The organism is Acinetobacter pullicarnis, assembly GCF_006352475.1.
Classification (GTDB): domain Bacteria; phylum Pseudomonadota; class Gammaproteobacteria; order Pseudomonadales; family Moraxellaceae; genus Acinetobacter; species Acinetobacter pullicarnis.
Genome location: NZ_VCMZ01000001.1, coordinates 3874811 through 3888467, shown reverse-complemented (window position 1 = coordinate 3888467; position 13657 = coordinate 3874811). Strand labels below are relative to the sequence as shown.

Here is a 13657-nt window from a genome sequence, read left to right as displayed (position 1 = left end):
ACTCAAAAGCTGCTATTGGGCTGCTGTAGAAACACACGTTCTTCTTCGGTAGAACGACGCCCTAAAATTTCATTACGATGTGGGTAACGGCCAAAGCGGTCAATAATTTTTTTATGTCTTTTTTCAAAATCTAAGTTGATTGGATTGTTGAGTTTTTCAAATAAATCCAGAGCAAGTGTATGAATAAATTGAGATTCACTATGCATAAACGGCATATAGAGAAAGGCACGTTGCTTGACGTTAAGTTGTTGATCAAGCTCTAAGCCAATGGCTTCCTGACTTAATGCTAAGGCCATTGCATCTTGGGCGAAGGCCGCAGGCTGATTACGATATAAATTTCGTGAAAACTGGTCGAGTAAAATGATTTCGGCCAAACGTCCTTCAGCTGTTTTTCGCCAAGGCCAAAGCTCCGCGAGACAGGCTTTTTGATAGAGGTCAGCGAATTTCTGATGCAATTGTTGATCAAAATCATCACTTTTTGTAAACCAAAATGGTTTTGTGCTGGGATTAAACCAAAAATCGAGCACATCTTGCGCATGAATCATGTGTACTATTCTTTTGAATGTAATTCTTCAATCAAATCACAAATTTCTGCTGCCTTAAACAGTAACTTTGTGAGCAAAAATAGCCAAAATGGAGTAAAAGTCATGAATGCTTATTTTCAACGACATACAGTCTCGCTATAAATCAAAGTATACTGTATCCCGTATGATTTTTATTTAAATCTTGATGATAAAGAAGTGAGTGCTAGACATGAGTCAACCCGAATCAATTTCTGAATTTGTATTACCTACTTGGCTGGAGGCGTCACAGTTCAATGGGATGTTAAGAGGAATTGAGCGGGAAACCTTGAGAATGCAAAGCAATGGCTTTCTTTCACAGAGTGACCATCCGATTAGTTTAGGGGCAGCACTGACCCATCCACACATTACAACGGACTACTCTGAAGCGTTAATGGAGTTCATTACCCCACCGCAAGACAGCATTAAAAAAGCCTTGGCCTATTTGACAGACATCCATGCTGTGGTGAATCAACATTTGCCAGAGGGCGAAAAGCTGTGGCCGTTGTCCATGCCATGTATGTTGGACAGTGAAGAAGAAAATATTCGTTTAGCCCAATATGGTCAATCCAATATTGGTCGTTTTAAAACCCTGTATCGCCGTGGTTTAGCGGTGCGTTATGGTCGTCGTATGCAGACCATTGCAGGGGTGCATTATAATATTTCTTTTCCAGATCAATTGTTTGAAGCACTGCAACAGCAAGAAACAGATGCGACGCTCAAAGCATTGAGTTTGGCTGATTACCGCAGTCATCGTTATTTTGGCCTGATTCGAAACTTTATTCGTTTGACGCCATTGGTGATTTATTTAGTGGGTGCCAGCCCTTCTGTTTGCAAATGTTTTATGACTGGACGTGAACATCATTTATTGCCATTGGTGAAAGGAACCTTGTTTTTACCAGATGCGACTGCATTACGAATGGGGCGGTTTGGCTATCAAAATTCGGCACAGAAACAACTCGGTATTCACTATAACAACCTCAAAGATTATGTGAAGGAATTACAAAAAGCGGTTTATACCCCGTATCCAGCATTTAGTCGTCTTGGCCTAAATGATGCAGCAGGTGAGCCGATTCAAATTAATGATCACGTGCTACAAATAGAAAATGAATACTATAGCTTGGTGCGTCCGAAGCAAGTGCCGCAAACTGGGGAAACACCATCAGAAGCTTTGTCTAAACGCGGGGTAGGCTATGTTGAATTACGTGCTGTTGATATCAACCCGTACAGTCCAATTGGCATTGATGAAACCACTGCGGCCTTCCTCGAAACCTTAGCCGTCTATTGTTTATTGCAAGATAGTCCAGCGCTTTGGGATGCCGAGCAAGAGCAGATTGATCGCAATCAAAATGAAGTGGTGAACCGTGGCCGTGCAGTCAATGTCAAAATTCATTTGGGCCAGCAACAGCTCGCATTGAATGATTGGGCAACGCAACATCTTCAAGCAATGCAAGGGATTGCGCAGTTATTAGATCAGGCCGATGATACGCATCAACTTTATCAGGCGGCATTGACACAGATGCAAGCACGTATCGATGATGTCGACAATACACTGTCTGCGCAAGTCATTACCGATACCCTCACACATAGTGGCACTTGGGGTTTTGGCAGCCATATGGCACACCAACATGTTGAAAGTTACCAACAACATACATTAAGTCCTGAAGTGATCTCGTATTTTAAGCAACTCACAGAATCATCTTTGCAACAACAACAGCAACTTGAGCAAGACACTCAAATTAGTTTTGAACAATATCTTGAAAAATTTAGATAAATTATGAGGTTTCACCATGTTATGGCGTAATTATCGCTTCGTGAGTGGGTTTTTGTTTTTAGCCAGTGTCATTGGTATGGCCTTCGCACTGTATTTAGAGCATTTTCAAGGCTTAGAGCCTTGTCCATTATGTGTATTTCAACGGGTTGGCTTGATTGGTTTAGGCCTCTTCTCACTCATCGCATTTTTGCATAATCCTAAGCATCAGATGATGAAGCGGTTATATGCGGCTTTAGGCAGTATCGCCATTTTATGGTCTGCTGGTGTTGCGATTCGGCATGTCTGGTTGCAAAATCTGCCTGCCGATCAAGTCCCGAGCTGTGGGCCAGGTTTGGATTATTTGATTGAGGCCTTACCGTTGAAAACCGTATTTCAACAGGTGCTTTCAGGCTCTGGTGAATGTGCAGTCGTGGATTGGGCTTTTTTAGGTCAATCATTGCCAGTATGGTCTGCACTGTTTTTTAGCATCTTGGCACTGATCAGTTTATGGCAACTTTTTCGCCGTTATTAATTAAGCTTGATGTCTGATATTTAAAATAAATAAAAGTGATCGAATAAAATCTAAAAACCAGCCGAGCGCTGGTTTTTTCATGTCTAAACAATTGGTACGCAACGAAAGCGAGAGACAATGCCAAATACTTAGGTTTCAACAATTCCTTGTAGGCTTTCTAACTTGATCAGGTATTTATTCATCTGCTCTTGTTTTAAATCTTCTTGGCTAGGATAAAACCATTGCACGATTTGCTCAGCGACGTTGGGATGATACTGAATATTAAAGTGATTTAAACCATAAAAAATGGCTTTATGTGATTCGGGCAATTTAAGTTGAAAACGTGGGTTTGGATGCTCACCAAGAGCACTTTTGATACTTACCAAATAATCACCAATGATTTTAAGTGGCAGATTTCTTTTTTTGTTGATTACCAACTCAACGCTGCCTGCGGCGAAATAGGTATTAATATGCGAGGGTAGTGGAGCTGGTTTGCGGTTGTCATCGACCAGTCCTATGCGCGCATCATTGTGTTCCCAATCATCATCACGCACGCTGCCATGACGTAAATCTAAAATGCCATTGCTGCGAATATTCACGATATGACTAATCAGTTTAATCACAGGTAAATTGCCAAATTTTTCTTGTAAGGCAAAGCCAAATCGCTCGAGTACTGCGCCGTGATGAGGAGATGCTAAACAGACCAAGTTTTCCACCATATGGAACCATTGCTGCATATTTTGTTTGCCATAAAATAATGCGCTGCGTATGACCAGACCGCCCATGCTATGCCCAATCAGGTCGATACTGGTAATTCTTGGATTGCGTTCAACCAAATCTTGTAAGGCTTTCGATAAGCTACGACCATTGGCTGAAATACGTCGGCCACTATTGTAATTCAAATACAGCATGGTGTTATTGTCGCGCTGTGATAGGAGTTTTTCACCAATGCCTGCATAACTGCTGTGGGTCCAATCGTGATGGTTCATGCATAGACCATGCGCAAAAATCACCACGCGACCATTTAAACCGCCTTGTTGGATGGCGCCATAATGGTCGTAGAGCACCATCGGCAAGGCCAACGGATTGTGCTCTTTTAATAAATAATCACCCAAGATACCATTTAATACGCCCACTAAAAAATTGAGACTTGGCGTCAAGGGTTTGTCATGTAAATCTGGGAAAATATTAATAATTTGCCTGAGGCTTGGCGCAATTAACTCGCTGCCGTATTTTTGTAATGCACCATAGGTCAATTGATAGACTGTATTGATATAGGCTGTATCTTGAATTTGTTTAGATTTCTTGGTGCTGACTCCAAAAATGCTCAGTAACATCTCACGTTGCATGACTTGGATTAAATCTTGCACAACGCTGCCAAGACGTGTACTAAAGAGCTGTGCAAGCCCTTCGAGTAAATCAGCTTGGCTGGGTGGGGAGTGATCCCATTTACAATAGGTTTCGTGTAGTGGGGTTAAACTCGGCATTTGTGATCCTAATCCTGCTTGATCCCCATTCATCTATTTGTTTTGAGTAAGGATCACAATATAAAGATGTAACGATAAATATGGATGCTGCTATTTTGCGTTGTGTACAGCAAATGATTTTAAGATACCTATGCCGACATTTAAGCGTTGGTATTCTTGTCTAACAAGACGTAATGAAATACAAATTAAAACAAATTGTGATTTATATCACAGTGAAATAAAAGCATTTTCTATGGATCCCTCAGATATGCAGATGAATATTCTCTATCTTCATGGTTTTAAAAGTAGTGCGTTATCAATAAAGGGCCAGCAACTTGCGCAATATTGTGAAAGGTTCAGTCCACATAAAGTACATCTGCCTGATTTAAATATGCCACCACAGCAGGTGATGGCGGAAATATCGGCACAGATTGAGCGCCTCGATCGCGTGGCATTGGTTGGAAGCAGCTTTGGTGGCTTCTATGCGACACAACTTGCCGCAAAATATAGGATTCCTGCTGTTTTAATTAATCCAGCTATGCGACCATGGCAGCTGTTTCGTCAGCGCTATGCTGCGGAACAATGGCCGTATCAGGTGAATGAAAACTGGCAGATTGATCATGCACAGCTTGATTATTTAGAGCGGATTGCGCTTCCTGCCGTGCCAGATGCCGTGAAAATTCTATTGTTATTGCAACAAGGTGATGAAGTTTTGGATTATCGTGAAGCACAAGGTTATTATAGCCAGTCGCAGCACAGCGCACTGATCATGACCGATGCCCAAGGCGATCATGCCATGCAAGATTTTGCGGATAAAATACCCATGCTGCTCGAGTTTTTATCGTATTCCATAAAATAAAAGGAAAATCTACAACGTGTCTCAATATACGGCTCAATCCCTAGAAGTTTTATCTGGTTTAGATCCTGTACGTCGTCGTCCCGGTATGTATACCGATACCACACGCCCGAACCATTTGGCGCAAGAGGTCATCGATAATGCAGTAGATGAGGCGCTTGCAGGACATGCCAATAAAATTACGGTGATCGTATATAAAGATGGCTCTTTGTCTGTTGAAGACAATGGTCGGGGTATGCCCGTTGATATTCATCCCGAATATGGTCAAAGCGGGATTGAAATTATTATGACCAAATTACATGCTGGCGGTAAATTTAGTACCGACAACTACCAGTTCTCTGGAGGATTGCACGGGGTTGGAATTTCCGTTGTGAATGCGCTGTCAACACGCGTCGAAGTTGCGGTACAGCGTCAGGGTAGTCTGTATAAAATGGCCTTTGAGCATGGTGAGCCAGTTGCACCACTTGAGGAGCTGGTTGGCAAAGCACCGAAACGTGCATCAGGAACGACGGTTCATTTTTGGCCAGAAGACAAATATTTTGATTCACCAAAATTTGCACTGAAAGCGCTTAAACATAACTTAAAAGCCAAAGCCGTTTTGGCTGCCGGTTTACAAATTATTTATATTGATGAAATCAACAACGAAAAAGTTGAATGGCAATTTGAAAATGGCCTCGTCGATTATTTGATGGATGAATTGGAAGACCGCGAGATTTTGCCACATCCTGCCTTTGTGGCAACAGGAGAAGCAGATCGTGCCAGTGCTGAATTTGCAATTTGTTGGAATGTCGAAGGTGGTGAACAGACCCAAGAAAGCTACGTCAATTTAATTCCAACGGCGCAAGGCGGTACTCATGTAAATGGTCTGCGCTCTGGAGTAACCGAGGCACTGCGTGAATTCTGTGAGTTACGTAGCCTGCTGCCGCGTAATTTAAAACTTTCTGCTGAAGATGTTTGGGATGGAGTGAATTATATTCTGTCGCTTAAATTCCAAGAGCCACAATTTTCAGGACAGACCAAAGAGCGTTTGTCGAGTCGTGAAGCATCCAATATCATGTTAAATATTGCCAAAGATGCTTTTGCTTTGTGGCTCAACCAAAATTCTGAAATTGCGATGCAACTGGCTGAAATGGCAATTAACAAAGCCGGTCGTCGTTTAAAAGCAGCAAAAAAAGTTGAACGTAAAAAAATTGTTTCCGGTCCAGCATTACCCGGAAAACTTGCAGATTGTGTCGGTTTAACCCGTGAAGAATCTGAGTTGTTTATTGTGGAAGGGGATTCCGCAGGTGGTTCAGCCAAACAGGCCCGAGATAAGAACTTCCAAGCGATCATGCCAATTCGCGGAAAAATTTTAAACACCTGGGAGGTCTCATCCGATGAGGTGCTGGCTTCTCAAGAAGTGCATGATATCGCCATTGCGATTGGCGTCGATCCAGGCAGTGAAGATCTATCTGAATTACGTTATGGCAAAGTCTGTATTTTAGCTGATGCGGATTCAGATGGTTTGCATATTGCGACTTTGCTCTGTGCTTTGTTTGTGAAGCACTTTCCGACATTGGTTGAGGAAGGGCATCTCTTTGTGGCTATGCCACCGCTGTATCGCATTGATGATGGTAAAGAAGTACATTACGCCTTAGATGATGCTGAACTTGAAGCGATTCTAAAGAAAGCCAAAACCAAATCGCCACAAATCACCCGATTTAAAGGTCTAGGTGAGATGAATGCAGGGCAGTTACGTGAAACAACTATGGACCCGAATACACGTCGTTTGGTCCAACTTGATCTCGATGACAGTCACTTTACCGCGAGCTTATTAGATAAATTGTTGGCGAAAAAACGTTCTGGTGATCGTAAACTGTGGTTAGAACAAAAAGGGAATCTTGCCGATTTTGGTGTTTAAGACTGAGTCGGGATCTAGACTTTGTCTATTCTCTGTAGATAAAAAGAAAGCCTGATTATCAGGCTTTCTTTTTGAGTCAAAACCAGTCGTTGCTTAAAATTTATAGCCTAAATTTAGGGTGTATAACATTGGATTAACGTCGCCATTACCAACCGTCACACCATTAATGCGAATATCTGAATTCACGTCAATATAACGAAGCTCAGCACCGAGGCTCCAATGCTTGTCGATGTTGTAGTCCATTCCCAACGTTGCGGCAAAACCAAATGAATTGGTAATGGAGAGTTTATCTTCGCTAAGTAGTTTTTCATTGAAGTAATAGGTGTAATTGACCCCAGCACCCACATAAGGATTAAAACGACCTTCAGGGTTAAAGTTATATTGCACACTGAGGGTTGGTGGTAAATAACGGGTATGACCAATCTTTTCGCCATTGCCATAAATACTATGTTTCGGTGCAGTACCGACCAATAAATCTAAGGCCACATGCGGTGTAAGAAAATATAAGTTAGAAGCAGTGAGTGCATAACTATTTGAAATTTTCGTTACAGTACCGTCATATAAATTACCAGGATGCTCTTTAGGCTCAATCTTGGTTACGCCTAAACGCAGCTTTACGCGATCCATTTCTAAACCAGCATGGGCGAAGTGCATGGTAAATAAGCTTAGACTCAAGGCAATTAGGGCAGTTTTTTGCATATCCATCTCCATAGATTATTGGAATTTTTAACGAATCGTTCCTTATTCGTTGTGATGGGTATAACAAAAAACATGCCAAAATAATTAATTAATAAATATCAGTAATTTATATTTTTTCAACTATATTTAATTAGCATTATTTTAATTAAATCATGAATATAAACATGTGCTTATTGATGATTTGATGAAGTTTATCTTGGGTGGTTTTATTGCGTTGCATGCATGATGTTTCACATGGAACACATGGTGTAGCTAAGCATGGAGGCTAATCTAACTGTAATTGCATCAGCACCAGATCACGCCATACGCCAAATTTTTTACCCACCTGCGGCATATAACCCGTCTGTTTAAAGCCTAATTTTTTATGTAATAAAATAGAACCTGTATTGACATGATCAATCGCTGCAACCATCACGTGGATCTGCTGTGATTTGGCATGTTCAATTAGGGCCAACATGAGTCGCTGACCGAGGCCTTGTCTGTTGTAATCTGGGTGCACAAAAATGGAATGCTCAACCGTTTGACGATAGCCTTGGATTTGACTGAATACATCATAGTCTGCATAGGCCGCTATGACGGATGAATCGACAGGTTGTGCAACCAACAAAGGATAATTATTTTTCTGTAGTTGCTTAAACCAGTCTTGGTATTGAGGTAGCGCTTGCGGATCTTCACTCCAATTTGCAGTGCCATGCAAAATTTCTGCATTTTTGATCGCCATAATTTGCTCAAGATCTTCGATGCAAGCCGGACGAATCTCGAATAACATTGTTTACACTCCACTGAGTAATGTTGAAGATCTTGACTGTCACATAAGTATGAAGTAAGCGCATTGATTTTATGATCTTACTTCATTTAAACAAAAACAAAAGGGTTTAGAAGTGATATTTAATTAAAGCACTGACATTATTTTCGTCTTGGCCTTTAATACCGAATTTATTGTTCCAAACCGAGTGTTCTACACCCAAGTATAAACGTGTTTTAGGGGAAATGTGTTTACCAGCATTCCATTTCCATTGTGAAGTCCAATTCAATTCACTGGCATGATCTGCTTCAGCTGTAGACCAATCTAGAAAACCATCAACCAAGAAATCTTCATTAGAGATGTTGAATGGTAAGGCGTAGGTGATGGTCATTTGATAATCATTATGGGTTTTTTCATTATCCGCACGATAGAGATTCAAATTGAAATATTGAAAATAAGGAACATCTAAATCCACTGCAACGCCATAAAGGAAGTTATCAAAGTTATTGTTGAAGTCGTCCCTATTTCGCTCCCAAGTTGTTGAAATCAATACATCTTTAATAGGGCCGTAGCTGAGTTTCTTGCCTGAAACTTCGCTTAGGCTTAAGCGCGGTGATAACTCCGAATAGGTGGTATTACTGTGATCACCACCACGTGATTGATCAAGGAAAAAGAAAACGTCTGCGTATTTTACTTTTGCCGCATATTCAATTGTCGCAGTGGTTTGCTGGTCATCAACAACTTTGTAGTTTTCACCATAGAGTCCAGAAATGCTGAAGTCTTGCCATATCGGTGCAGCTTGCACAGACAGTGCAGTTGATGCCAATACACCCAGTGCTGCCATAGAAATAGATTTCATCGTAAACGCTCCCCCAAAGAAAGCGCACAGGATACAGATTCTTGCGTGAAAAAAAAGCAAAATTGATAACTGTTTTTTAGTTTTTGCATATCTATTGGAAATTTATGGATTTTATGAAATATCTTGCAACAGCTATTCGGAAAAGGCTTGTGAACCCGTTTTTAGGTAACAAGTTGTCATTTTTCATATTCTTTTTAAAAATCTACTTGCATATTTTGAATTATCATCCGATATTGAAAAGACAGCGTAAGATTACAAAAGGTGCCATAGTTTTACGCTGCGTAACGGAGTTTAGATTTTTTGGTCTAACTCAGATCAAAACTAAACGATTAAAATTGCACACCTTTTATGGTGTTTAGGTTTGCAAAGTGTTTTGCACTCTTCAGTTATATATAAAAATGTGAGGATGAAATTTTATGAACATTGAAATCCGTACAGATAAAAACATTCAAAATAGTGAACGTTTAATTACGTATGTACGTGAAGAGTTACTCCAAGAGTTTCAGCGTTATAGTGAACGCATTACCCACTTCTCTGTGCATATTAGTGATGAAAATAGTGCCAAAAAAGGAGGGGATGAGGATATTCGCTGCATGATCGAAGTGAAAGCAGCAGGATTGAATCCAGTCGTTGTGACGCATAAAGCAAAAAATATTGACCTTTCATTACATGGGGCAATTGAGCGCGTGAAACGAAGTTTAGAACATGCGTTTGAAAAAAATGAAAAACCACGTGGTGGACAGCTCGAAATTGTCGACGAAGTGTAGATGTTATAAAAAAGCCCTAACGGGCTTTTTTTTGGTGGTTCGGATCGGCTAGCAATAAATAATAAAAATAAATTTGTTCTCTTAATAATATAATTCAAAAAAGGTTATAAATATTCGGCATAATATTGATTCAAATTTAAGAGATTGATTGGCATGTTAACAGCACAACAGCAAGCCTTTTTACAGGCGATTGAAGGTTTAGAGCTGCAGCAGGTCAACCACCTGTTAGCTGAAGGTTTAAACCCAAACTTTATTGATTCTGAAAAAGGGCCAGCAGTATCCGTTTGGTCAGATGGTTTGTTTAAATGGTGGGAAGTCATTTGCGAGGCTTATGAAGCTGGTGAAGCACTGAGTGCAGAACAAAAACAAGCGACTTTGCAAGTTCATTTAGATATTCTAGAGGCATTGATTCAAGCTGAAGCCAACTTCCATCTTTGGGATTCTGAAGAATGCTATGGTCCGCTTTGGGATGCAGCCAGTGCGGCATGTGTGCCAGCAGTTTTACGTTTATTGGATCATCAGGTTGAAACCAATAGTAAAGATGAAGAAGGTAATACGATTTTAAGCTCAATTAGTGATTTACTTTTTGATTGTGAGTTTGATCAAATTGATTGGAGTCAGGCTTTACCTGAAGAAAAAGAAACTTTAGAGTTGTTACGTAGTCGTGGTGCAAAAATGACCAAAGAATTGGCTTAATTTTGAGTATATTTATGACAAACATGCAAAAAATAATATTAGCGCTCGCATCAACGATGAGTATGGGTAGCATTGCGGCAGATTTTTCGTTTGATCGCCCTGGGGCTGGCATTGGTACAGGGATTACGCCTGTCGGACATGTGGCTTGGGAGCAAGGTTTGCCTACAGCAAACTATAATGAAATCGTGATCGATGGTGCAAAAGCACGAACTGTGACTTTAAACGGTGAGATGGTATTACGCACAGGCTTAAACTCAAGCACTGAGTTGCAGTTAGGGTGGCAAGGTCCAGGTTGGACCAAAACATCTTATAAAGGTCGTAGTCATGATCAGTCGGGCTCAGGTGATGTCATTGTTGGGATTAAAAAAGCGATTGATTTAGATGATGACAAGCTCTCCATGGCAGTTTTGGCTCAAGCACAGCTTGCGACAGGCAATGAAGAGTTTTCAGCTCAGGATGATATTTATAGCTTAGGATCTGCCTTAAACTTTCAATACAATGATGATGTCACTACTGGCATGAGTATGATTTATGAAGTGCAAGATGGCGATTGGGCGGTGACCGCAGTACCAAACATTGGTTATAAAATTGCAGGTAAACTGTCAGGTTTTTCTGAGCTGGTGTATCGTAAACAAGAAAGTTCCCCTTATGAATATAGCTTAGGTTCTGGTTTGACTTATGCCGTCAATGATCGTGCCCAACTTGATGCCAGCATTGGTGTGAAGTTGAGTGGTGAAGAGCAGCGTAATTATAATGCAGGTTTAGGTTTCTCATTCTTGTTCTAAGCCTTTAGAGCTTCTCTGAATTCATAGAAAAAGCAGCTTCAGGCTGCTTTTTCTGACTGTACTTAAAGGATTAGTCTGCATACAGATTAGAATGCTTTTTAAATAAAACGACAATAATAAACAGGAGATAAGTAAAATGTTAGACCTCTATATCGGCAATAAAAATTATTCGAGTTGGTCATTGCGTGTTTGGTTGGTCGCCAAGGTTTTTGAGATTCCATTTCAAGAGCATTGGATTGCATTTGATGATTTTAAAGCGTGTAGTCCATTTAAACAGAAAATTTCTGAGGTTCATGCTGCTGCAAAAGTACCCGTATTGACAGACGGTGAGGTCAGTATTGGTGATTCATTCGCGATTTGCGAATATTTAGCTGAGCTATACCCAGAAAAACAACTATGGCCAGAAAATAGGATGGCGCGTGCGAGAGCCAGATCAATTAGTGCTGAAATGCATAGTGGTTTTATGGGTATCCGCAGTGCTTGTCCAATGAATATTGAGGCCGATTTAAGTGTTGTTGGGCGTGATTTATGCCAGTTAGATCCACGTTTAAATGCAGATCTGGCGCGTATTCAGGCGATTTGGGCAGAACGCCCGATGCAAGATGGCTTTTTATGTGGTGCGGACTTTAGTATTGCCGATGCATTTTATGCCCCTGTTATTTTACGTCTTGTTGGTTATGGACTCGCTATTGATGCGGTGAACCGTGCCTATGTACAGCGAATCTTGGGGCTTCCGGCTTTACAGCAGTGGATCGCTGAGGCGAAGCAAGAGCATTGCTTTGTTGCCATTGATGAGCCTTATCGCAAAGCACCCTTAGAGGAATGAGTGAGTGTCCAAGCTTTGATGATAGGCTTGGACCTGATCACGGCCTTGCTGCTTGGCATGATAGAGTGCTTGATCTGCACGATGAGTGATTTGTTCGGTGTCACAATCAGCCGCTGAGTTTGCAAGACCAAAACTGGCTGTTAATCGAATTGTGCAGTTTGGCTTGATTAGCAGCTTAATATTTTTAATTGCATTGCGACAACGCTCTGCTATTTCAATCGCTTGATTTAAGTGCATATCTTCTAACAAAATAATAAATTCTTCACCACCAAAGCGGGCAACAATATCAGCATTTCTGACATTGTTTTTTAACACCAGTGCAACCTGTTTTAGTGCTTCATCACCAATTCGATGCCCATATTGATCATTAATATTTTTAAAATAATCCAGATCTAAAATAACAATGACATAGTTTTTTTTAGTTTGAGGTAGGCGCTTAAGGTGCTCATTAAAACTGCGTCGGTTATGTAGGTTGGTGAGAGGATCAATTTGACTAAGCTTTTCAATCAATGATTTACGATGACGCCATTGTATGAGTAGCACTTCGGACAGGAGTAAACTCATGATCAAAATGGGCACAATAAAGAAACCCATCGTACTTACCCAAAAAGGACTATTAAATGGGTATTGATAGATTAAATCGGTGGTAAATAGCGGTGCATAATACAGGTCAGCATTGAGTGTAAGCCAGCCGATGATGACGAAGGTGATTATGCTCAGCAGAAGTAAGGGGTAAACAATTTTACGTTGGAAGAGCAGCAGAGAAATCGCAGAGATACAGATGTAGCCAGTAAAGGCTGCAGGACTAAATAGCCCAATCAAATAGCTCTCATGGAAAAAAGTGAATGTAAAAAGACCAACCACCAAATAAGGCAAACTTATTTCTGCCCATTTTTTGCCGACAAGTAAATAGCAGGGGATGATAAGGCAGAGTAGGAGCATTAAAGAACAGAAGTTAATGATCAGTTGCGTTTTTAGGATGGGGAGATTAATCCATTGCCAGAGCTCTGGGGTTTTTAAAATATAGATTTTCCACACCAACCAAAGTATGTGTTCAGTACAGGCCAAGATCAAGATCAAGATGCATTTGTATAAGTTGGCCCAATGCAGAATGATATGGTTTTGTATGGAAAAACATAGATTTCTCACATTTAAATACCCATTATTTTTGATGATTTGACTGAGCATTTCAAAATAAGCAAATGAATCAGTTTTGTTATGTTGAATCGGTGTT

The 13657-nt window shown here is 40.7% G+C and carries 14 protein-coding genes; 8 read left to right on the top strand and 6 right to left on the bottom strand.

The annotated features are described in order from the left end of the window. Positions 1-2: 2 nt before the first annotated feature. Positions 3-542 (bottom strand): DUF924 family protein, encoded by a 540-nt coding sequence (locus FD716_RS17460; protein ID WP_139853736.1) that lies wholly within the window; start codon positions 540-542, stop codon positions 3-5. A 211-nt stretch (positions 543-753) separates the two neighbouring features. Between FD716_RS17460 and gshA the strand changes: the two genes are divergently transcribed. Both gshA and FD716_RS17450 read left to right on the top strand, forming a co-directional pair. After that, on the top strand, positions 754-2334 hold the full coding sequence (gene gshA / locus FD716_RS17455; RefSeq protein ID WP_139853496.1) for a glutamate--cysteine ligase: 1581 nt from the start codon (positions 754-756) through the stop codon (positions 2332-2334). A gap of 16 nt (positions 2335-2350) precedes the next feature. Further along, positions 2351-2845 (top strand): disulfide bond formation protein B, encoded by a 495-nt coding sequence (locus FD716_RS17450; RefSeq protein ID WP_139853495.1) that lies wholly within the window; start codon positions 2351-2353, stop codon positions 2843-2845. Between the two features lie 128 nt (positions 2846-2973). Here FD716_RS17450 and FD716_RS17445 read toward each other — a convergent pair whose 3' ends face one another. After that, complete coding sequence (locus tag FD716_RS17445; RefSeq protein ID WP_139853494.1) at positions 2974-4311, bottom strand: PGAP1-like alpha/beta domain-containing protein; 1338 nt, start codon at positions 4309-4311, stop codon at positions 2974-2976. 253 nt (positions 4312-4564) lie between these two features. Between FD716_RS17445 and FD716_RS17440 the strand changes: the two genes are divergently transcribed. Further along, positions 4565-5149 carry a YqiA/YcfP family alpha/beta fold hydrolase gene (locus FD716_RS17440; RefSeq protein ID WP_139853735.1) on the top strand — a complete coding sequence of 195 codons (585 nt, stop codon included), beginning with the start codon at positions 4565-4567 and terminating at the stop codon, positions 5147-5149. Between the two features lie 16 nt (positions 5150-5165). Further along, positions 5166-7046, top strand: coding sequence for a DNA topoisomerase IV subunit B (gene parE, locus FD716_RS17435; RefSeq protein WP_139853493.1), 1881 nt, complete (start codon positions 5166-5168; stop codon positions 7044-7046). A 93-nt stretch (positions 7047-7139) separates the two neighbouring features. Here parE and FD716_RS17430 read toward each other — a convergent pair whose 3' ends face one another. The 3 genes from FD716_RS17430 to FD716_RS17420 form a co-directional block, all read right to left on the bottom strand. Continuing rightward, positions 7140-7745 carry an OmpW/AlkL family protein gene (locus tag FD716_RS17430; RefSeq protein WP_139853492.1) on the bottom strand — a complete coding sequence of 202 codons (606 nt, stop codon included), beginning with the start codon at positions 7743-7745 and terminating at the stop codon, positions 7140-7142. Positions 7746-8010: 265 nt separating this feature from the next. Continuing rightward, positions 8011-8514, bottom strand: coding sequence for a GNAT family N-acetyltransferase (locus FD716_RS17425; RefSeq protein WP_139853491.1), 504 nt, complete (start codon positions 8512-8514; stop codon positions 8011-8013). A gap of 106 nt (positions 8515-8620) precedes the next feature. Further along, the gene (locus FD716_RS17420) at positions 8621-9349 is read right to left on the bottom strand and encodes an outer membrane protein OmpK (protein ID WP_139853490.1); all 729 of its coding nucleotides are present in this window, start codon (positions 9347-9349) and stop codon (positions 8621-8623) included. Positions 9350-9765: 416 nt separating this feature from the next. Here FD716_RS17420 and FD716_RS17415 point away from each other — a divergent pair, with 416 nt between their 5' ends. The 4 genes from FD716_RS17415 to FD716_RS17400 all read left to right on the top strand — a co-directional run bounded on the left by FD716_RS17415 (position 9766) and on the right by FD716_RS17400 (position 12423). Then, on the top strand, positions 9766-10116 hold the full coding sequence (locus tag FD716_RS17415) for an HPF/RaiA family ribosome-associated protein (RefSeq protein ID WP_139853489.1): 351 nt from the start codon (positions 9766-9768) through the stop codon (positions 10114-10116). Between the two features lie 153 nt (positions 10117-10269). After that, positions 10270-10812: an ankyrin repeat domain-containing protein gene (locus tag FD716_RS17410; protein WP_139853488.1), complete on the top strand. Its 543-nt coding sequence runs from the start codon at positions 10270-10272 to the stop codon at positions 10810-10812. Between the two features lie 14 nt (positions 10813-10826). After that, positions 10827-11597, top strand: coding sequence for a transporter (locus tag FD716_RS17405; protein ID WP_139853487.1), 771 nt, complete (start codon positions 10827-10829; stop codon positions 11595-11597). A gap of 136 nt (positions 11598-11733) precedes the next feature. Beyond that, positions 11734-12423 (top strand): glutathione S-transferase family protein, encoded by a 690-nt coding sequence (locus tag FD716_RS17400; RefSeq protein WP_139853486.1) that lies wholly within the window; start codon positions 11734-11736, stop codon positions 12421-12423. Here the strand turns inward: FD716_RS17400 and FD716_RS17395 are convergent. Beyond that, a complete protein-coding gene (locus FD716_RS17395) occupies positions 12412-13572 on the bottom strand; it encodes a GGDEF domain-containing protein (protein ID WP_171477069.1) in 1161 nt (386 codons plus the stop codon). The two genes, FD716_RS17400 and FD716_RS17395, sit on opposite strands and share 12 nt — an antisense overlap. Positions 13573-13657: the final 85 nt, after the last annotated feature.

What these genes read in the sequence shown, in the direction of transcription:
- gshA (WP_139853496.1), top strand. Translation starts at nt 754, where the DNA reads ATGAGTCAACCCGAATCAATTTCTGAATTTGTATTACCTACTTGGCTG.
- FD716_RS17450 (WP_139853495.1), top strand. Translation starts at nt 2,351, where the DNA reads ATGTTATGGCGTAATTATCGCTTCGTGAGTGGGTTTTTGTTTTTAGCC.
- FD716_RS17445 (WP_139853494.1), bottom strand. Translation starts at nt 4,311, where the DNA reads ATGCCGAGTTTAACCCCACTACACGAAACCTATTGTAAATGGGATCAC.
- FD716_RS17440 (WP_139853735.1), top strand. Translation starts at nt 4,565, where the DNA reads ATGAATATTCTCTATCTTCATGGTTTTAAAAGTAGTGCGTTATCAATA.
- FD716_RS17430 (WP_139853492.1), bottom strand. Translation starts at nt 7,745, where the DNA reads ATGCAAAAAACTGCCCTAATTGCCTTGAGTCTAAGCTTATTTACCATG.
- FD716_RS17425 (WP_139853491.1), bottom strand. Translation starts at nt 8,514, where the DNA reads ATGTTATTCGAGATTCGTCCGGCTTGCATCGAAGATCTTGAGCAAATT.
- FD716_RS17420 (WP_139853490.1), bottom strand. Translation starts at nt 9,349, where the DNA reads ATGAAATCTATTTCTATGGCAGCACTGGGTGTATTGGCATCAACTGCA.
- FD716_RS17415 (WP_139853489.1), top strand. Translation starts at nt 9,766, where the DNA reads ATGAACATTGAAATCCGTACAGATAAAAACATTCAAAATAGTGAACGT.
- FD716_RS17410 (WP_139853488.1), top strand. Translation starts at nt 10,270, where the DNA reads ATGTTAACAGCACAACAGCAAGCCTTTTTACAGGCGATTGAAGGTTTA.
- FD716_RS17405 (WP_139853487.1), top strand. Translation starts at nt 10,827, where the DNA reads ATGACAAACATGCAAAAAATAATATTAGCGCTCGCATCAACGATGAGT.
- FD716_RS17400 (WP_139853486.1), top strand. Translation starts at nt 11,734, where the DNA reads ATGTTAGACCTCTATATCGGCAATAAAAATTATTCGAGTTGGTCATTG.